A 21,304-nucleotide genomic window follows, 5' to 3' on the forward strand; every position below is an offset into this window, starting at 1 on the left:
GGAGAGATGGCTGAGTGGTTGAAAGCACCGGTCTTGAAAACCGGCATACGTTAATAGCGTATCTAGGGTTCAAATCCCTATCTCTCCGCCATATTAAGGCCCAAGTTAGTTTCTAGCTTGGGCTTTTTTACGTGTTTTACCTACCAAGCCAATGAGCTATAAACCCCTTCGAAAATATGTAAAAGTAATGACAGACCAAAAGTGAGCTACTTTAATTGTAACTAGCGCGAGACTAAAGTCGCATTGACCCAAACGTACTTTACTCAAAAACTAAATCGAGACTTAATTTTGTAAGGTATTTGAAATGAAAAATGTGGCGACAGCAATTGCTGTATCATTCCTTTCTCCGGTAATAATAGGAACAATGTTAGGGACCTACTTTTTCATTGGTTATGGAGAAGTCGAGTTGTTTTGGCAGTTATTTACAACGGCCATCGCAAATGCACACATAGTTGGTATTTCAATGGCAGTTTGTGTATTGCCTACATATCACCTCCTTTACAAGCGCGACAAGGTTAGTTACTCGGCAGTGATGACTGCTGCCATGCTGGGAGGGGCGGCATTAACCTACGTGTTTTCTGTTGATGGAGGGCCTATTCTTATCGCAAATTCAGTTATGTGCAGTCTCGCTGCGGCATTGTTTTTGTACAGTTTAAGAAGGCGTAACGTAGCTTGCTGAGCGTTAATTGAACAGATAGTTAGAGATTGATCGCAATTTCTTACTTTTTCTTAGTAAAAGGTTTCATTTGTTAGCGCGAAAGAGTACCTTTACTCCTTATATGTAAGAATGTTCAGTATTGAAAATGCAAAAGCAAAAATTTTATGATCTGTTAAACCAACAAGCTCAAGGGTTGATTGGTGGCGAAAATAACTTTATCGCTAATATGGCAAATCTAAGCGCACTTTTATTCACAAACATGGAAGACATCAATTGGGCTGGCTTTTATCTGATGGACTCAGAGCAAGAGCTGGTGTTAGGTCCATTCCAAGGCAATCCTGCTTGTATACGTATCCCTGTTGGAAAAGGCGTTTGCGGTACAGCTGTTTCTGAATTAAAAACGCAACTTATCAAAGACGTTCATGCTTTCGAAGGGCATATTGCTTGTGATGCAGCATCAAATTCAGAGATCGTAATTCCCGTTTATCGACAAGGTAAAATATTTGCTGTTCTGGATATTGATAGCCCAAGTTTGGCAAGGTTTGATGAACAAGATAAACTGGGGCTGGAAGCCATTGTAAAAAGCTTCGAGGAAACACTTTAAATGAAAGATATGCTTAATGTACAAGATTACCTGTTCTCAACTTTTGATGTGGGAGACTGGGAAGGTGATGAAGAGCAAGTTGCTGAAACGCTTAATGAGTTAATCCATTTTGCGTGGGAAAAATTGCCGGATGATCTTGGAACTGAGCAAATCGACCACATTATAAATGGTATTTGGGAACATTTACGCGGTGATATGGCACTCATAGATACCGAGTTAGATGAGCTCTTAGACTGGGTTACACACTACATTAATTCATCGTTAGATGAGAGTATTTAAATAGGTTTAGACATGGAAACCACAAACAAGCTAAAAGATATTAATGAGGTTCTAGAGTTTTTATACTCTGAGTTTCCTCAGTGTTTTAAACAAAAGGACGGTATAAAGCCTCTTAAAGTCGGGATCTTTAAAGATATTGCTGAAAAGATCGAAGGCTCAGAGAAGGTAAGTAAGACACAAGTAAGGCAAGCGTTAAGAAAATACACTTCAAGCTGGCGTTACTTAGAAGCTGTAACTAAAAATGAATTCCGCGTGGATTTAGAAGGTGCTCAAGCTGAGAAAGTAGAACAAGAACACGTTGAGCATGCTCAAAAAGCTCTTGAAGAAAGTCGTGCAAAAATGGCTAAGCGTAAGAAGCCGCAGAGACCACGCAATGACGGTGACACAAAATCTTACAAATCAAAAGGCCAAGGTCACCCTCGTCACGCAAATAAAAAGGCTAAAGTTAATAATAAGAAACCTGCGCCTCAGCAACAAAGAAGAAGTTCAGGAAAAGTTGAACCTCTTCCAGCAAATGAGGTCAAGGTAAATAACAAAGTTAAAGTTAAGCTTGGCCAAGCGCTAGTAAATGCAACGATTACTGAAGTAAATAAAGACGAAGTACACGTTGAGCTTGTTACTGGTATGCAGGTTAAGACAAAGGCCGAGAGCCTGTTTATTTTATAAGGAGTAGTGTATGAGTAAAAATTTACCACTCATAGGGGCAGTTGCACTGTTTGTTTCCAGCGCTTGTTTGGCATCAAATGGAGCCGTAACAGAAAAAGATATACCAGTGCTTAAACCTGAATTACAGCACGCGACCGCTACGAAAAGAGTGACCAGTAAATTTACTCGTGAACACTACAAGCGCTTTAAACTCAATGAGGCACTATCTGAGCAGATCTTTGATCGCTTTGTTGAGAATATTGACTATAACAAGTCGCTATTCTTACAGTCCGAAATTGATGCATTTGCGCAACATAAAGCAAAGTTTGATGAAGCACTGGTAAGTGGCAAATTGAACTTTGCTTTTGAAATGTTTAATGAAAGCATGAAACGTCGCTTTGAACGTTTTGAGTATGCGATTTCATTATTAGAAACAGAGATGAAGTTCGACAAACCGGACGAATTTTATTTTGATCGTGAAGAAGCCAATTTTGCTAAGAATCAAGCTGAATTAGACGAGTTTTGGCGTCAACGAGTTAAGTCTGACGCGCTCAGATTGAAATTGACTGGCAAAGATTGGGAAGGAATCAAGGAAGTTTTGACCAAGCGCTATAAAAACGCGCAGAAAAGATTGGTCCAAACAAATAACGAAGATGCGTTTCAAATCGTCATGAATGCGTTTGCACGTAGCATCGAAGCCCATACATCGTATTTGTCACCTCGCAGAGCTGAACAATTTAAGATGGATATGGAACTTGAACTAGAAGGCATCGGTGCAGTGCTTGGCTATGAAGAAGATTACACTGTTATTCGTAGTCTAGTTCCGGGTGGCCCAGCTGATAAGTCAGAAAAGATTAAAGCTGATGACAAAATTATTGGTGTTGCACAAGATGGCGAAGATTTTGTTGACGTTATTGGCTGGCGATTAGACGATGTAGTCGATCTAATTAAAGGTCCAAAAGGCACGAAAGTGCGCCTGCAATACCTTAAAGGCAGCGATTCACACGGCACGCCAAAAGTCGTCGAAATTACACGTGATAAAATTAGACTTGAAGACAGAGCCGCAAAATCTTCGGTATTTGAGGCAAGCTACTCGACTTTAACAAGTAAAATTGGTGTGATTGAAATCCCAAGTTTTTACAATAATTTGTCAAAGGATGTACTTAAGGAGCTGACGAAGTTAAAGGCTGAAAAAGTTGATGGCATTATTGTTGACCTTCGCCAAAATGGCGGTGGTTCATTAAATGAAGCAAGAAACCTGACAGGTTTATTTATTGATAAAGGGCCGGTAGTTCAGATCCACACCGCAAATAATCGCGTTGATATTCTTAAAGATTTGGATGGCGTTACACACTATGACGGGCCGCTCACTATTTTGGTTGACCGTTACAGTGCCTCCGCATCCGAAATATTCGCCGCAGCAATGCAAGACTATGGGCGTGGTGTAGTTATTGGTGAGCAAACCTTCGGCAAAGGTACAGTGCAGCAACATAGGGGCTTGCGTAAAACATATGACCTTTTTGAGAATCCATTAGGTAGCATTACTTATACCATTGCCAAGTTTTATCGTATCGATGGGGGCAGTACACAAAATAAAGGTGTGATACCAGATATTTTGCTCCCGTCATATATTGATCCAGAAGAGTGGGGTGAAAGTCAGGAAGATAACGCCTTACCTTGGGATAGTATTGTAAAGGCTAAGTACCGTACCTTAGAAGACTTAGCGCCAAAGATTAATTACTTAAATGACATGCACCAGAAGCGTATAAAATCAGAACCTGAATTCTCTTACGTCATCAGCGATATTGCGCGTTACAAAGAGCAAGAGAATGAAGAGTCTATCTCACTCGTAGAAGCTGAGCGTAAAAAAGATCGTGAAGAGAGGGATGCGCGTGCGCTAGCCAGAACTAATGAGCGCCTAACACGCTTAGGACTAGAAAAAGTAGAATCACTAGATGATATTCCAGATGTGATTTCAGATTTGGACCCATATTTAGAAGAAGCAGCTCTAATCACACAAGATGTTATTAACTACGGTAGATTGGTCAAAAATAATATCAAGTAATAAAGACGTTTTTTGTGATATGAAAAAGGGCGCTTAAGCGCCTTTTTTCGTTACTAGTCTTGTCAAATTTGTTATCATCGCCAGTCGCAACAAGACAACATTGGCTAGTTTTACCAATCCGTATTAATAATTAAAGCCAAAATTTAGAGCCTGTAAGTAAACCACTCGGGTTTTCGTGTTCGAATAGAGGTTAAAGGCAATCAAGTATTGTTAAACCGGATTGGTATAGGAAGCGTGTTCTGCACCTAGCTGAATAATAATACGCACCATGACGAGTGCGAGGGGTACAGTAATTTGAAACAACCTAAAGCCGCATCCTCTTGGGATGCTTTCATACCAATAATAGTATTAGTAAGTTTACTTGGCGCAGCAGTGTATCTATATGGCGATAACTCGTCTTCGGGTCCAAACCAGATAGCGCTATTATTTGCCACATTTACCGCCGCGCTCATCGGTCTCAAAAACGGTTTTACATGGAAAACGCTTGAAGAGGCGATGATTAAAGGTATCACAATTTCTTTAGGTGCAATCTTGATCTTACTCATGGTTGGAGCACTTATAGGCACTTGGTTGCTATCGGGCACGGTACCAACGCTGATTTATTATGGACTACAAATTATCAATCCAGCTTGGTTTTATGCCGCAAGCTGTTTGATATGTGGCATAGTTGCGATGAGTATCGGTAGCTCTTGGACAACAGCGGCAACCATTGGTGTTGCTTTACTCGGGGTTGCCAATGGATTAGGTCTAGATCCAGTAGTTACGGCAGGCGCTGTGATTTCAGGCGCTTATTTTGGTGATAAGTTGAGTCCATTGTCAGAAACAACCAACTTAGCTCCAGCTGTTGCGGGCAGTGACTTATTTGACCACATACAGCATATGCTTTGGACAACGGTCCCCAGCTTTGTGATTGCTTTAATCATTTTTATAGTGATGGGTTTTAACGCAGATGTTGCAAGTGATGCTGGCAAGATTGATGCGATAAGTTCCATTTTACAAGAAAACTTTAATATCAATATCCTGATGTTAGTTCCGCTAGTAATTTTGTTAGGGTTAGCTATCAAGAAAATGCCAGCTTTCCCGGCTATCTCAATAGGTGCGGTTGTTGGCGCTGTTTGGGCGCTGTTGTTCCAAGGTGATTTGATAGCAAGTCAATTGGATGCCAGTCAAGGGCCGCTTGTCGGACAATTTAAGCTCATATGGGCAACATTTTTTGACGGTTTCAGTGTGCAAACTGGTGATGCAAAAATGGATGATCTGCTTAGTGGTGGCGGAATGTCCAGCATGTTGACTACAACCTGGCTGATTATGACGGCGTTGATGTTTGGTGCAATTATGGAGAAGACAGGCTTATTAGAAGTCTTCGTCCGTAGCATTTTAAAAATTGCAAAGAGTACAGGTTCGCTAATTGCTTCCACAATTGCGACTTGTTTTGGTACTAATTTGGTAGCGGCAGACCAGTATATCGCTATCGTGGTGCCAGGTAGAATGTTTAAAGAGGAGTACAAAAAGCGAGGCCTTCAAAGCGTAAACCTATCTCGCACACTTGAAGATGGAGGAACGATTACGAGCCCACTTATTCCTTGGAACACGTGCGGTGCCTACATGCAAAGTGTCCTGTTAATTAACCCTCTAGATTATGCTGTTTACGCATTTTTCAATTTAATAAACCCACTTCTAGCAATAGTTTATGGTTACCTTGGCGTCAAAGTTCTAAGGCTAAAACCAAGAGCGCAAGAATAAAGCAAAAAGCCCCACTGAGTTGGGGCATTTTTATAGTTTAAACCGAGACTTAACTGGTCTAAACTTGTTTACATGCTACTCGAGCCTAATTTAAAATTATTAAATCTTGTCCAATAATATAACTGAGTCGAGAAATCTGGTTTCAGGGTTTACATTACTCACGCGAAAAGCCGAATCAATAAATCGCGTTTGAGTATGCTTATGTTATGAAGGAATTTAAATGACGCATAAACCACAAGCAAAATATTTAAAAGACTACCAACCGCCTAGTCATCTAGTTGAACATATTGATTTAACTTTTGATCTGTCACCTAAAAAAACGGTCGTGACGGCAAAGTATCATTTAGAAGCAAACAAGCAGTCGAGTTCAGTTGAACTAGATGGTGTGGACCTTAAGCTTACTTCTTTAAAGGTGAACGGGTTACCACATGAAAAATACGAGTTAACTGATTCAAAGCTAATAATTGATGGCGTACCAAGTGCATTTGACTTAGAAATTGAGACTGTCATTGCGCCAGAATTAAATACATCACTGGAAGGGTTGTATTTATCTGACGGAGCATACTGTACGCAATGTGAAGCTGAAGGCTTTAGGAAAATTACGTATTTCTTTGATCGACCTGATGTGCTAGCAACCTATACTGTCACTGTGATCGGTGACAGCGGGTTTCCATATTTACTGTCCAATGGTAATAAAGTCGAAGAAGGTAGCCTTGAAAATGGAAAGCACTACGTAAAATGGGAAGATCCTTTTAAAAAACCTTCCTATTTATTTGCGTTGGTTGCGGGAGAGTTTGACTTACTGGAAGACACTTTTAAAACTAAAAGTGGAAGAGATGTAAAACTGCAAATATTTGTCGATAAAGGTAATTTATCCAAAGCACCGCATGCCATGGAGTCGCTAAAAAAATCCATGAAGTGGGATGAAGAGCGCTTTAATTTAGAGTATGACCTTGATATCTATATGATTGTTGCTGTCGATTTCTTTAATATGGGCGCAATGGAAAATAAAGGTCTGAATGTGTTTAACAGCGCATGCGTATTGGCAAATCAAGAAACTGCGACTGATAGAGATTACCATGTTATCGAGTCCATCGTTGGCCATGAGTATTTCCACAACTGGACGGGTAACCGAGTCACTTGCCGAGATTGGTTTCAGCTAAGTTTAAAAGAAGGTCTAACAGTATTTCGAGATCAGGAGTTTAGCAGTGACTTGGGGTCAAGAGCGCTTAACCGTATTGACGCAGTAAACGCGATGCGAACGCATCAATTTGCGGAAGATGCAGGGCCTATGGCACACCCGATTCGTCCTGAAAAAGTCATTGAAATGAATAATTTCTATACTGTCACTGTGTATAACAAGGGCGCAGAAGTCATTCGTATGATGCATACTTTATTGGGCGAACTAGGCTTCCAAAAGGGCATGAAACTGTACTTTGAACGCCATGATGGACAGGCTGTTACGTGTGATGATTTTGTCAACTCAATGGCCGATGCAACAGGAACAGATTTAACCCAGTTCAAATTATGGTACAGCCAGTTTGGCACACCAAAGTTAAAGGTACGTACTCAGTACAACAAAACACACGGAGAGTATCAAATCGACATTGAGCAGGTTCATGCTGCACAAGATCCGGTTCAAGAACCACTGCATATCCCTGTAGCAATCGAATTGTTAGACAATCAGGGGGCTAGAATAATTTTAGAGCATCCAGAAGTGCGCCAAGGTCGAGTTATTGAGCTAAAAGCTGCAAAACAGACCTTCACATTTGAAGGTATATCTGAAGAACCTACATTGGTCTTACTCGAAGATTTTTCAGCGCCGTGCTTATTGGAGTACGACTACACAGTTGATCAACTTTGCCATATAGCGAAGTTTGCATCGAGTGATTATGCACGATGGGAAGCTCTACAACAGTTGTATACTCAGCAAATAAGAGAGTATGTTGATGGGCATACAGTGGACTTTATGCTGTCTAAAGCGCTATCTGCGGTCCTCTTGAGCTTATTTGACAATAAACCAAGAGACCTCGCTATCCTTGCAGAATATATCACGATCCCTAATTTCGATACTTTGTCAGCTGGTTATGAACAGGTGCCAGTAGAAGCGCTGTGTAACGCTATTGATGAGCTAGAAAGTCAGATAGCACATTTATTAAAAGATGTACTTACGCAGTTTTATATTGGTACCCAAGAGAGCGGCAGCTTGAGTGCTGAGGATGTTGCTATTAGAGCACTTAAAAATAGAAGCTTGTACTATCTGGCACTAACAGATGTGGACGTTTCAACATCTCTGAGCTCACAAGCTTCATCTACAAACATGACCAATAAACTCGGTGCACTGCGCAGCGCTGTTAACGCCAATCATAACCTGCAAAATGAGTTGATGGCGCATTTTGATAAACAATGGAACCATGACCTGTTGGTCATGGACAAATGGTTTGCATTACAAGCTGCAAACAAAGCTGATGCGTGTATTGACAATATTTTGTCTTTATACGAGCACCCTTGTTTTGATAAATCCAATCCGAATCGCGTACGAGCACTTGTTGGTACGTTTGCTAGGACTAACCCAAAACAGTTCCACAGAGAGGACGGTGCCGGCTATAAACTCTTGGCAGATCTTATCTGTGAACTTAATCAGCTCAACCCTCAAAACGCTTCACGAATCATCACGCCACTATTGTCGTTTAAGCGATTCGATGAAAAGCGTCAAGGCCTCATGAAAGCGCAGTTAGAGCGGCTTTCAAGCATTGATAATTTGAGCGACGATCTGTTTGAGAAGATAGACAAAGCACTGAATTGATAAATGCAAGAGTATTACTTTTATTTAAAGCTAACACATGAACAGTGTTTAGCTTACTACGAAGGTGAAGTAGAGCACATACAAGTCATTGAAGACGGTGGAAAGCGCATTCGCTTTCCTGCTCAGCATATTCGTAGGTTTGTATCAACTATCGGAGTAAGTGGCCGTTTTAGACTGCAATTGGACGATAATAACCGTTTCATTGCGTTAGAAAAGGTCAATTAGCATACATATTGTCATAACGAGATAAACTATTTTTGTTAATTCGGTTTGTTTTAAACTTAAATTACGTGTTATAACTATTCTGGTAAGACGTCTTACCAAGGTTAAAAGACGGCCTAAAAAGTTAAAAATGCACCGAACGAACGCGTAAAATTTGTAATTTTCAATTTTCGCTTCTATCGTTACGACAACAAAAAACAATAACTTGATTAGATTTACCCGCCACAAGGGGGAGAAATAATGATAAAAAAAGCGCGCTTTACAAAGAACAAGATTATGCTTGGGCTTGGAGCAGCCATTTTTGGAACTGTTGGTTTGCCAGTGCACGCTGCCAACTTTCAGGTCGGTGATTTTGAAATAACATTCGACTCAACGTTTTCATATGGTCAAAGCATTCGTGTAGAAGATAGAGACTTTGGCATTATTGGTAAAAGTAACCATCCTAGATTTGATTGGACTGGCTATAACGCTTCGACCGGCAATACACTGTACTCTTCTTCTCAAGTTTGGAGTCAGCCAGGCGCGTATTCAAACAACGGCGATGCTGGTAACCTAAACTTTGATTCTGGCGACACCTTTTCACAATTGCTAAAAGGTACGCATGAATTTGCAATCACAAAAGATAACTACGGCTTCTTCTCGCGCTTCATGTATTTCTATGACTTTGCCATGGAAGACGGTGATTTCGCATATCGTAATCCGGTTTCTGGTCAGTCTGTAGATCCATGTGACGATGATGAAACTAAAGAGCAGGTGTGTTCAGATTTGCGCCTACTTGACGCATTTGTGTGGGCGGATTTTGATCTAAACGGCGGTAACAACCCACTTTCAATTCGTTTAGGCCAACAAGTTATTAACTGGGGTGAAAGTACGTTAATTTCACACGGTATCAACGTGAACCCTGTTGATATCGACAGACTTAGAGCGCCCGGCTCAGAACTGAAAGAAGCGTTCATTCCTGTAGGCATGCTTTGGGCATCATTGGGTATTACTGAGAACATTACGCTAGAAGCATTTTATCAATATGAATGGCAGGAAACTCGCTTACCTCCAGCAGGCAGTTATTTCTCAACGAATGATTTCGCCTCTTCAAATGGTTATGGGCAAAATGTACAGTTAGGATTCACGTCTAACCCAGATATTGATTTGCACCATTTAACAGATGCTTTAAATGGTTTGCAGGCTAATTGGTTAGGCGCATTGTCAGCTCAGGGGCTAGATGTTACGGATCAAAATGTTCTACAAAGTGCTGAAGCAAGGCAAATGCTCTCTTCAATGTACTTGGCATACCCTACGAGAGTCGCGTTAAAGGGTAAAGGCGATGCAGGTAAAACCGATGCAGATGACGGTGGTCAGTTTGGTATTAGACTTGGGGTATTTGTTCCAGAACTAAACGACACTGAAATTGCGTTGTACCATATCAATTATCATAGCCGTAGGCCGCTTATTTCTGGTAAAGCGTCAGACTTTACACAACAAGCCATCCAAGAAGATTTGCAGTTGATTACGACGCAAGGGGTCACAGCAGACAACATCACAAGTTTGAATGCTTTTACACAAGCTGTGTTAGTGTATCCTGAAGATATCAAACTATATGGTTTAAGCTTTAATACTGCGATTGGTGAAACCGCGTTTTCCGGTGAATTTGCATACCGTCAGGACGAGCCGTTACAAATAGATGATGTTGAGTTGCTATATGCAGGTATGGTAGAGCAATTAGCTGCCGCTGGCATTCGTGATGATTTTGCTGGATTCTCTCAACTTAGTCAGGGCAATGACGTTGCTTTTGTTAAACCAGGACAAGTAGCGCAAGGTTTCGTTTTAAAAGATACATTACAAGCTCAATTTACGGCAACACATTTGTTTGGCCCATCTTTGGGTGCAGATAGCTGGGCTGTAGTGGGTGAAGTTGGCGCAGTTACAATCAAAGATATGCCAACTTATGACGAGTTGCGTTTAAACGTAGCTGGTACAGGACGAAGCGGCACCATTGAAGGGATCGAAGGCCGTAACTACGACCTTATCCATCAAGCAGTTTCAAATGGTCCAGAAACTAATCCTTTTCCTACGGCATCATCTTGGGGTTATCGTTTAATCGCAAAAGGGGAATACAACAACTTATTCTCTGGTGTTAACTTTTCACCGCGTATCGTATTTTCTCACGATGTGAACGGCACAACGCCTGATCCGATGTATTTATTCGTTGAAGATCGCAAATCAATGGGTGTAACACTTAACTTCAGTTATCAAAATGCTTGGTCATTTGACTTAGGTTATAACACTTTCTGGGGTGGCGGCGCGACGAACACATTCTCTGATCGTGATTTTGTATCGTTTAATATTAAGTATTCAATTTAAGGGCTTTCGTTATGTTTAGAAAACCTACTATATTAGCAGCTTCAATAATGACAATAATGGCTGCACCAATTGCTGTCGCAAAAATGACAGCAGAAGAAGTGGCGCGTTTAGGCAAAGATTTGTCTCCAATTGGCGCAGAGGTTGCGGGTAACGCAGATGGTTCTATTCCGGCTTGGACTGGCGGGATCACTAAGCCACCAGCAGGCTTTAAGCCAGGCATGCACCACCCTGATCCATTTGCAGACGACAAGATTCTTTTTACTATCGATAAAAGCAATTTAGACAAGTACAAAGATCAATTAAGTCCTGGACAAATTGCGCTGTTCGAAACGTATCCTGATACGTTTAAAATGAATGTATACCCAACACGTCGAAGTGCAGCTTACCCACAGTTTGTATATGACGCGACTAAGCAATATGCATCGACAGCAGAGCTAATTGAAGGCGGTAATGGGATTAAAAATACAGCCATTGGTATTCCTTTCCCGATTCCAAAGAATGGCCTTGAAGCTATCTGGAACCATCTATTAAGGTATCGTGGCCTGTCAATTGCGCGTAATGGTGGTCAAGCCATGCCTACAGCTTCTGGTTCATACAACATTATTGGTTTCGACGAGAAGCTATTAGTGAAATACTCAGATCCAAACGCGACACCTGAAGAGCTACAAAAATCGAACGTACTTTTCAAGTTTAAGCAAAAGGTGACTGAGCCAGCTCGTCTTGCAGGTACTGCATTGCTTGTACACGAAACAATGGACCAGATCTTAACGCCTCGTCAGGCTTGGACGTACAACACAGGCCAGCGTCGTGTTCGCCGTGCTCCTAACGTTGCATATGATGCACCGGGAACTGCGTCTGATAGCCTACGCACGACAGATGACTTTGATATGTTTAACGGCTCACCAAACCGTTACAACTGGACGTTAAAAGGCAAGAAAGAGCTGTATATCCCTTACAACAGCTATAAGCTACACAGTGACTCGCTTAAATATGATGATATTTTGAAAGCCGGTCATATAAACCCGGAGCATGTTCGTTACGAAAAACACCGTGTTTGGGTTGTTGAAGCGAACTTGAAAGAGGGCACACGCCATATCTATAAAAAGCGTGTCTTCTTCATTGACGAAGATAGCTGGCAAATTCATGTTGCGGACTTGTATGACAACAGAGATCAAATGTATCGCGTAGCGATGGCACATGGTATTAACTATTATGACGTACCGACACACTGGAGTACGCTTGATGTTTACCATGACTTGAATTCTCGTCGTTACTTAGCAATTGGATTAGACAACGAAGAAGAAATGTACGATTTCACACAGTCATTCCAAGACAATGAGTTTACTCAAAGTGCACTGCGCCGCGAGGGAAGACGTTAATCAACGTCTTTCAGGATCAAGTAATTTGATCTATCAAATTATTACCACTAAGGCTGGGTATATGTGTACCCAGCCTTATCCCACCAAGTCATTCACGACTTTTTTATTTGAGAATTCATAATGATTAAGAAGTTAATTGCAACCTCCCTTGCAGTTTTCGTTATGCAAACTGAAGCCGTTAGTGGCGAATCAGCTGCGCTTATGGTGGCGCACCCTGAAACGACTCTACTTACAGATATCACCTACAGTGGCGAAAACCTTGTTGCTGTCGGAAAGCATGGCACAATTGTACTGAGTAAGGATGGAAATCATTGGCAACAAGCCAGGGTGCCAATTCAGTCTCTTTTAACCGCTGTAGATTTTACTTCACCACAGCATGGGTGGGCGTGCGGGCACGATGCATCAATATTAAATACAACTGACGGTGGTAAATCGTGGTCAATTCAACAACATTTACCAAATGTTGAAAAGCCGTGCCTAGATATTGAGTTCATAGACGAAAATAACGGATTTGCGATTGGCGCGTATGGCATGATGTACCAAACCACAGACGGTGGTTCAACGTGGAATAAACGCTTTTTAAATGAGTTTGTGCACCCAGACGATGTCGATTACCTTGAAGAATTAAAGCAGAACGACCCGCAAGCCTACGAAGAAGAAACACAGTTTATCTTGCCACATTTTAATCGCATGGCGATACACGGTCGCACAATTTATCTAGCCGGTGAGATGGGGTTGTTTGCGGTGAGTAAAGATCTCGGTGCAACTTGGCAACGATTTGACGAATTTTACTCTGGTTCATTTTTCGCAATAAGCAAGCAAAAAGAGCAACTCTTAGTAGCTGGTCTAAGAGGGAACACCTTTCAAAAAAGCACAAAAAACAACGACTTTTTCCCTTTAAAAGTGGATAAGTCAGCAACGATAAACAGCATTGTTCGATATAAAAACAAACAAATTATGCTAGCAAACAGTGGCTTTATGTTCACAGTCGAAGATGACAAGGTGACGACAACTCAGTTACAAAATGGTAAATCCATCATGGCTGGCGCAATTCATGATAATAAATTAGTGCTCGCAACTGAGCAGGGTATTCAAATAATTGAGGTTGAGCGCTAATGCAGTCAATACTAAATCAACTGGTTTACGTTGTTTTTCGCCATCGCTTTATGATGATCGCGTTGTTTGCGTTGACAACTGTATTTTTGGGGTTTAAATCTACCCAGATCCAGCTAGATGCGTCATTTAACAAAAATATCCCGCTAAACCATGACTATATGAAAGTTTATTTGAAGCATGAGAAACAGTTTGGCGGTGCAAACAGTATATTAATTTCGGTGTGTGATGCTGACGGAAATATTTTTAATCCGGAGTTCTTTACTCAACTCAAAGCAGTCCATGACCAACTATATTTTATTCCGGGTGTGAACAGACCCTTGGTAAACTCTATTTTCGCACCAAGCGCACGTTTTGTTGAAGTTGTGGAAGATGGTTTTGCCGGTGGCCCAATCATTCCAGCAAACTTTACCGCTGATGAAGCGGGTCTTGCTGTTGTTAAGCAAAATATCGAGAAAGCTAAAGTAGTAGGGCGGATGATTGCAAGCGACTACTCGTGTGCGATGGTATCAGCTCAATTGATGGAGACAGACCCTCAAACTCAGGAAAAGCTCGATACATTGGCATTTGCTAAAAAGCTCGAGTCAGAGATACGTGATCCATTGAGCACAGATAAAGTTTCTATTCATATCATTGGTTTTGCGAAAATGGCTGGTGATATCGCTGATGGTGCAAAAGATGTCGTGTTGTTTTTCGCAATCGCGATTTTATTTACGTTTATTATGGTGTGGCTATTTTGCAAGAGTTTTAAGCTTACGCTATTACCTATCGTTTGCTCATTAATCGCCGTGGTTTGGCAATTGGGTTTACTGTCTGTGTTAGGCTTTGGCCTTGACCCAATGTCAATTTTGGTACCATTTTTAGTATTTGCAATTGGTGTGAGCCATGGTGTGCAAATGATTAATGCCATAGGCAAGAAAGTCTCTGAAGGTGTTAGCAGTAAAGTAGCGGCAGAAGCGAGCTTTAAGGCGTTATTGATTCCAGGTGGCATCGCGTTGCTTTCTGACACCATTGGTTTTATGACGTTACTTGCTATAGACATCGGTATTATTCGAGAGCTTGCTATTACAGCAAGTTTGGGTGTGGCGGTTATTATCTTCACCAACCTAATCTTGCTTCCGGTTTTGGCCTCTTACTATAAGTCGTCAAAAATGAGTCGAGTTGATGATGGTGACTCATCAGCAAACAGCATTTTTACAAACCTCAGAGAGAGCTTGGTCCTTGCGACAGACAAGCGCTATGCTGCTTTAATTTTGGTGACCTCTGCGGCATTGTTTGCTTTTGGCTATTGGCAATCAAAGGACATGCGAATAGGGGACTTACATGCAGGTGCACCAGCACTTCATCAAGATGCAAGATATAACTTAGACACTTTCCTGATTTCAGATCGGTACGAAATTTCGTCCGATATTTTGAAAGTACTTGTTGAAGCGTACCCGGCTGCTTGTACTGAACACGATACAATGGACCGTATCAGCCGCTTTCAATGGCGAGTTGAAAACTTAACTGGTGTGCAATCCGCAGTGTCGTTGAGCTCTGTAGCACAAGCCGTTAACGCAGGGTACAACGAAGGCAATTTAAAGTGGCAGACCTTACCTCGAAATGGGGCGTCATTGGTCCAGGCCACATCTCGAGTAGAAACAAGTACAGGTCTGTTAAATGGCGATTGCTCGGTCATGCCTATTATTATCTTTATGGATGACCACAAAGCAGAAACAATCGATCATGTTGTAGAACAAATTAAGCTCTTTGCCACAGAAGAGGGCACTGATCGTGTTAGCTTCAAACTTGCTTCAGGGCCAATTGGCGTGATGGCTGCGACGAATGAGTCGGTAGCTGCTGCACAATTGCCAATGATGATCTATGTTTATGGTGCAGTGATAATTTTATGTTTAATAAGCTTTAGAAGCGTCCGTGCAACAATCGCAGTGGTGTTGCCACTATACATTGTGTCGACGCTGGCTCAGGCTTTGATGGTTAAATTAGAAATTGGCTTAACAGTATCTACTCTGCCAGTAATTGCATTAGGTGTGGGTATTGGTGTGGATTATGGTATTTATATCTTGTCTTCGATGATGAATCAGTTAAAGCAAGGTGTGCCGTTAAGCCATGCGTATCGCAACGCTTTAGCTGAGCGCGGAAGTGCGGTTCTATTTACTGGGATCACATTGGCAATTGGCGTTAGTACTTGGATTTTCTCTGCATTAAAGTTCCAAGTTGATATGGGGATATTACTGACCTTCATGTTCCTAGTGAATATGTTGGGGGCAGTCCTGCTATTACCTGCTATAGGGACTTTTATCTGGCCAGACCAGAAAAAAAAGTGTGAATAATTGTGCTCTTAAATGGCCTTAATTGGCCATTTATATCTACAATTTGTGAATATATGACCAACTGGCTGAAAAGCCTCAAATGTTTTTGTCAAAAAAGCTTTTTATTAGCGCCAGAAAGGTTAAAATCCTCTGGACTCCACGCTAATAATTGGCTGTACAAATAATCTACCGTTCAAAGGTGGTATAGATTAAGGAACACATAATGACACAAAGTGAAGGTCCAGCATCGGTTATCCTTGATAACGTTTGCAAGTTGATCCATAAAAAAGTTCATGCCGATAACGTGTCGCTCGTTGAAACATTTGCCAAAGCCTTGTACAGCAACATGTCTAAAGAGGACTTGGCACATCGTAACGACAGTGACCTCTACGGTGCTGCTTTAAGTTTGTGGAATTCTCTAGAAAAGAATACCTCAGACAATGCAGTAATCCGTGTATTCAACCCTGAAGTTGCAAAAGATGGCTGGCAATCGTCTCATACGATTGTTGAAATCATTTCAAATGATATGCCGTTTTTGGTTGATTCAGTGCGTATGGCACTTAGCCGTAAGAATATTGCATCGCATTTGCTTTTACACTGCCCTCTCAAAATCAACCGTGACAAACAAGACAAAATTTCTGCCGTTTCAGGTTTGAAGACCGAACAAGAATCTTCATCTACTAAAACTGTTTTCTTTATTGAGATTGACCGTCAGACTGACGAGTCGGTCATTGCTGACTTTAAACAAGAGTTAGAGTCAGTGTTAAAAGATGTATCAGTAGCGGTTGAGGACTGGTTACTAATTAGAGATAAACTAGTATCAGTTGGCGAAGATATTCCTAGCCGTAAGCATAACGCTTCAAAAGAAGAACTAAACGAAGCCGTTGAATTCTTAGATTGGCTAGCACGTGATAACTTCACGTTCATGGGCTATCGTCAATACGATTTAGTACCAGTGCAAGGTGATTATGAGTTGAAACCAGTGGCTGGTTCAAGTTTAGGTTTAATGAAAAACTCTACTGAAAGCAGTAGATTACTATCAGAATTACCTGAGGTTGCGCGTCTTGAAGCTCGTAGTAAAAACTTGCTTATTTTAACAAAGACCAATTCTCAATCTCGAGTACATCGCCCAGCACATATCGATTATGTTGGCATTAAGCGTTTTGACAAAGAAGGCAATGTAATCGGAGAAGACCGCTTTATTGGTTTGTTCTCATCAAGTTTTTACAATAACAGCGCAGCTGACGTTCCTGTTCTAAAAAGCAAAATTGCTCGCATAATGGAGCAGTGTGATTTTGCAAAAGGCACCCATGCATATAAAGCCGTACTCAACATCTTAGAAACATACCCTCGTGACGAGCTAGTGCAGGCTCGTGAATCTGAGTTGTTAGACGTTGCCACCGGAGTTTTACAAACTCAAGAACGTGACATGTGTCGCCTATTCATTCGTAGAGATGTATACGGAAGATTCTTCTCATGTATGGTTTATGTACCGCGTGAACGCTATAACACAGCGCTTCGCCGTGAAACTCAAAAGTTGTTAGGTAATGCTTTCGGTTCTAACGAAAAAGTTGAGTTCACCACATTTTTCTCAGAGTCTACACTGGCAAGAACGCATTACATTGTTCGTGTAGCTGACAACAACATTAAGTATAACGTGAAAGAAATCGAAAATAACTTGGTAGAAGCTGCCCGCACATGGGAAGACAAACTACAAACTGCTTTACTAGCTAGCGATGGTGAAGCGCGCGGAAACGATCTTAATCGTAAATATGCAACAGCTTTCCCACGTGCATATAAAGATGAAGTATTACCAAGTGCTGCTGTTGTAGACATCGAAAAACTTGAAAAGCTGAGCGATGAGAACAAACTAGAAATGTTGTTCTACCGTCCGCAAGAAGAAGCTAACTCGCAAATTGTACGTCTGAGCTTATTCCATAAAGATGAGCCAATTCATTTATCAGATGTCATGCCAATGCTAGAAAACTTTGGCCTAAGAGTTATTGGTGAAACACCATATGCAGTTAAAACCAGTGATGGCCAAGTTAACTGGATCATGGATTTCTCAATGCTTCTTGATAGCAAAGGTCTGGCTGACTTTGATAAAGTGTCGGCGCGTTTCCGTGCTGCACTGATTAATGTATGGAACAACCGCTTAGAAAATGATGGTTTCAACCGTCTAGTGTTAAAAGCTGGCTCAACGGGTCGTGAGGCGTCAATCCTACGTGCATATGCTAAATATATGCGCCAAATTGGTGTGACATTCTCACAATCATATATTGAGAACACATTTGAACACTATCCTCACATTGCTAACCAATTGGTTGAATTGTTTGAGAAGAAGTTCTGCCCGCAAAAGAAAGTTGCACAAAAATCGCTTGATAAGCTAGTGGAGAAAATCTATCACGAGCTAGAGAGCGTTGCTAACCTTGATGACGACCGTATTATTCGTTTATATGTTGCCATGATTGACGCGACATTACGTACTAACTTCTATCAAAAAGAAGCGGATGGTACCAACAAGTCTTACGTGTCATTCAAGATCCAGCCAAGTGCAATCCCTGAAATGCCGTTACCACTTCCTGCGTTTGAGATCTTTGTTTATTCTCCACGCATTGAAGGTGTTCATTTACGTGGTGGTAAAGTTGCACGTGGTGGTTTACGTTGGTCAGACCGTCGAGAGGATTTCCGAACAGAAGTATTAGGCTTGGTGAAAGCTCAGCAGGTTAAGAATACGGTAATCGTTCCCGTTGGCTCTAAAGGTGGTTTTGTATGTAAACAGTTACCAAATGATCGCGAAGGCTTCTTCCGCGAAGGTCAAGAGTGCTACAAAATCTTTATCCGTGGTCTACTAGATATCACTGATAACATCATCCATGGTGAGATTGTTCCTCCTGTTGCCGTAGTGCGTCATGATGAAGATGACCCGTACCTAGTTGTTGCTGCAGACAAAGGTACTGCAACGTTCTCAGACATCGCCAATGGAATTGCTGATGAATACAACTTCTGGCTAGGCGACGCGTTTGCTTCTGGTGGTTCAATTGGTTACGACCACAAGAAAATGGGTATTACTGCTAAAGGTGCTTGGGAGTCAGTTAAGCGTCACTTCCGTGAAATGGACATTGATTGTCAAACAACCGACTTCACTGCTGTTGCGATCGGTGACATGGCAGGGGATGTATTTGGTAATGGTATGTTGCTATCTGAGCACACTCGCTTGGTTGCAGCATTTAACCACATGCACATCTTTATCGATCCAAACCCAGATGCAGCAAGCTCATACAAAGAGCGTGCGCGCATGTTTGAGCTACCGCGTTCTTCTTGGGAAGACTATGATGCAAATCTAATTTCAGAAGGTGGTGGTATTTTCTCTCGTGCAGCTAAGTCAATTAGCTTAACACCTGAGATTAAGAAAATGCTTGGTACCAAGAAAGCCAGCATGACGCCAACTGAGCTTATCAAAGCTCTATTGATGATGCCTGTTGACCTACTGTGGAACGGCGGTATCGGCACATACATTAAAGCAGCTAGCGAAAGCGATGCAGATGTAGGTGATAGAGCAAACGATGCACTGCGTATCAACGGCTCGCAACTAGGAGCTAAAATCTTTGGTGAAGGTGGTAACTTAGGTGCAACGCAACTTGGTCGTATCGAGTTTGCAGCGAAAGGTGGCCGCATCAACACTGACTTCATTGATAACGTAGGTGGTGTTGCGTGTTCGGATAACGAAGTAAACATCAAGATTCTACTTAATGGCCTTGTAGCAGAAGGTGATTTAACGAAGAAACAACGTGACGAGTTGCTATACGCGATGACTGACGAAGTATCTGAGTTAGTATTAGCTGACTGTTATCGTCAAACTCATACGTTGTCGGTAACGAAGTCGAAAGGTCCTGCGACGCTAAAAGAGAAGATTCGCTTTATTCATGCCCTTGAAAAAGATGGCAAGTTGGATAGAAGCATCGAGTTCTTGCCAAGTGACGAAGAGCTAGCAGAGCGCGCAGCAGCTGGGCTTGATCTGACTCGTCCTGAGCTTTCAGTGCTTGTTTCTTACTCTAAAATGGTATTGAAAGAAACACTGGTTGTTGACGAAATTACTGAGAACCCGTATTACCGTCAGCTACTTGTAAATTCTTTCCCAGTACCTCTACGCGAGCGTTTTAACGCTGCGATGGATGAGCACCCACTACGCAAAGAAATTATTGCAACTAAATTGGCTAACAACATTGTCAATGACATGGGTCTTAACTTCATGGTTCGTATGCATGAAGAGACTGGTGCGACAGAAGCTGAGATAGCACTTTGCTATTCAATTGCGAGCGCTACGTTCCAGATGTCAGAGACTTGGACAGCGATTTCAGATCTTGATAACAAGATCCCAGCTGCGGTTCAAACTGAGATGCTATATCAATTGCGTCGCACAGTTCGCCGTGCTACACGTTGGTTCTTGCGCCACCGCAATAAAGCACTGACAATCGAGCAAACGATAGAGTTCTTTGCGCCGACATTCGCTGACTTAAGTGCAAACCTTGATAACTACATGGTTGCAGATGAAAGTGCACGTCTAGCTGAGAAAGCAGAAGTGTTAACTTCAGACGGTGTACCTGCTGAACTTGCACATCGTATTGTTACTTTGTCTAGCTTGTTCTCAGTGATGGATCTAGCTGAAGTTGCAAATAACGCGAAACGTGATATCTCAGTCGTGTCTAACACTTACTTCAAGCTTGGCGCTAATATGGGACTACACTGGTTCCTAGACCAGATCACAGCGCAGCCAGTAGCAAACCATTGGCAAGCACTAGCACGTGCTTCTTATCGTGAAGAGCTTGATTGGCAGCAGCGTGCTTTATCTGAAGTGGTATTAAACAGCTTTGAAGGTAACGATGATGATGTTGATACACTGATTGATCAGTGGATGGAAAACCAAGCTTCATTGCTTCACCGTTGGCAACAGATGCTTGCTGAGTTCAAAACATCTCAGAACCACGACTTTGCGAAGTTCTCTGTAGCACTAAGGGAGTTAATGTTACTGAGTCACAACTGTGACACTTCCAAATAAAAATTAAAGCGTTACAATACCCCGGCAATTGCTGGGGTATTTTTTTGCCTCAAACTGTTAC

At 41.8% G+C, this 21,304-nt stretch carries 13 protein-coding genes and 1 tRNA gene; all 14 read left to right on the forward strand.

Features of this window, described 5'->3' with window-relative positions; all coding sequences use genetic code 11:
• The 14 genes from N480_RS16290 (at position 1) to N480_RS16355 (ending at position 21,243) form a co-directional block, all read left to right on the forward strand.
• Positions 1-91: transfer RNA gene (locus N480_RS16290), tRNA-Ser, on the forward strand.
• Positions 92-304: 213 nt separating this feature from the next.
• Entirely contained in the window at positions 305-679 is a 375-nt protein-coding gene (locus tag N480_RS16295) for a hypothetical protein (protein WP_063373513.1), read from the forward strand.
• Between the two features lie 124 nt (positions 680-803).
• The gene (locus N480_RS16300) at positions 804-1,262 is read left to right on the forward strand and encodes a GAF domain-containing protein (protein ID WP_063373514.1); all 459 of its coding nucleotides are present in this window, start codon (positions 804-806) and stop codon (positions 1,260-1,262) included.
• Positions 1,263-1,541: a hypothetical protein gene (locus N480_RS16305; RefSeq protein WP_063373515.1), complete on the forward strand. Its 279-nt coding sequence runs from the start codon at positions 1,263-1,265 to the stop codon at positions 1,539-1,541.
• Positions 1,542-1,553: 12 nt separating this feature from the next.
• Positions 1,554-2,207, forward strand: coding sequence for an RNA chaperone ProQ (proQ, locus tag N480_RS16310; protein ID WP_063373516.1), 654 nt, complete (start codon positions 1,554-1,556; stop codon positions 2,205-2,207).
• A gap of 10 nt (positions 2,208-2,217) precedes the next feature.
• Entirely contained in the window at positions 2,218-4,251 is a 2,034-nt protein-coding gene (prc, locus tag N480_RS16315) for a carboxy terminal-processing peptidase (RefSeq protein WP_063373517.1), read from the forward strand.
• A 294-nt stretch (positions 4,252-4,545) separates the two neighbouring features.
• A complete protein-coding gene (nhaC, locus tag N480_RS16320; RefSeq protein WP_063373518.1) occupies positions 4,546-5,994 on the forward strand; it encodes a Na+/H+ antiporter NhaC in 1,449 nt (482 codons plus the stop codon).
• 220 nt (positions 5,995-6,214) lie between these two features.
• Positions 6,215-8,800, forward strand: coding sequence for an aminopeptidase N (gene pepN, locus N480_RS16325; protein WP_063373519.1), 2,586 nt, complete (start codon positions 6,215-6,217; stop codon positions 8,798-8,800).
• A 3-nt stretch (positions 8,801-8,803) separates the two neighbouring features.
• Complete coding sequence (locus tag N480_RS16330) at positions 8,804-9,025, forward strand: DUF2835 domain-containing protein (RefSeq protein WP_063373520.1); 222 nt, start codon at positions 8,804-8,806, stop codon at positions 9,023-9,025.
• A 237-nt stretch (positions 9,026-9,262) separates the two neighbouring features.
• Positions 9,263-11,380, forward strand: a complete 2,118-nt coding sequence (locus N480_RS16335) for a DUF1302 domain-containing protein (RefSeq protein ID WP_063373521.1) — start codon at positions 9,263-9,265, stop codon at positions 11,378-11,380.
• An 11-nt stretch (positions 11,381-11,391) separates the two neighbouring features.
• Positions 11,392-12,759, forward strand: a complete 1,368-nt coding sequence (locus N480_RS16340) for a DUF1329 domain-containing protein (RefSeq protein WP_063373522.1) — start codon at positions 11,392-11,394, stop codon at positions 12,757-12,759.
• A 123-nt stretch (positions 12,760-12,882) separates the two neighbouring features.
• A complete protein-coding gene (locus tag N480_RS16345; protein ID WP_419554948.1) occupies positions 12,883-13,875 on the forward strand; it encodes a WD40/YVTN/BNR-like repeat-containing protein in 993 nt (330 codons plus the stop codon).
• Positions 13,875-16,205 carry an efflux RND transporter permease subunit gene (locus N480_RS16350; RefSeq protein WP_063373524.1) on the forward strand — a complete coding sequence of 777 codons (2,331 nt, stop codon included), beginning with the start codon at positions 13,875-13,877 and terminating at the stop codon, positions 16,203-16,205. The genes N480_RS16345 and N480_RS16350 overlap by 1 nt, the downstream gene beginning before the upstream one ends.
• Positions 16,206-16,407: 202 nt before the next feature.
• Positions 16,408-21,243 carry an NAD-glutamate dehydrogenase gene (locus N480_RS16355; protein ID WP_063373525.1) on the forward strand — a complete coding sequence of 1,612 codons (4,836 nt, stop codon included), beginning with the start codon at positions 16,408-16,410 and terminating at the stop codon, positions 21,241-21,243.
• The last annotated feature ends 61 nt before the right edge of the window (positions 21,244-21,304 follow it).

The sequence above is a fragment of the Pseudoalteromonas luteoviolacea S2607 genome, assembly GCF_001625575.1.
GTDB classification, from domain to species: Bacteria; Pseudomonadota; Gammaproteobacteria; order Enterobacterales; family Alteromonadaceae; genus Pseudoalteromonas; species Pseudoalteromonas luteoviolacea_E.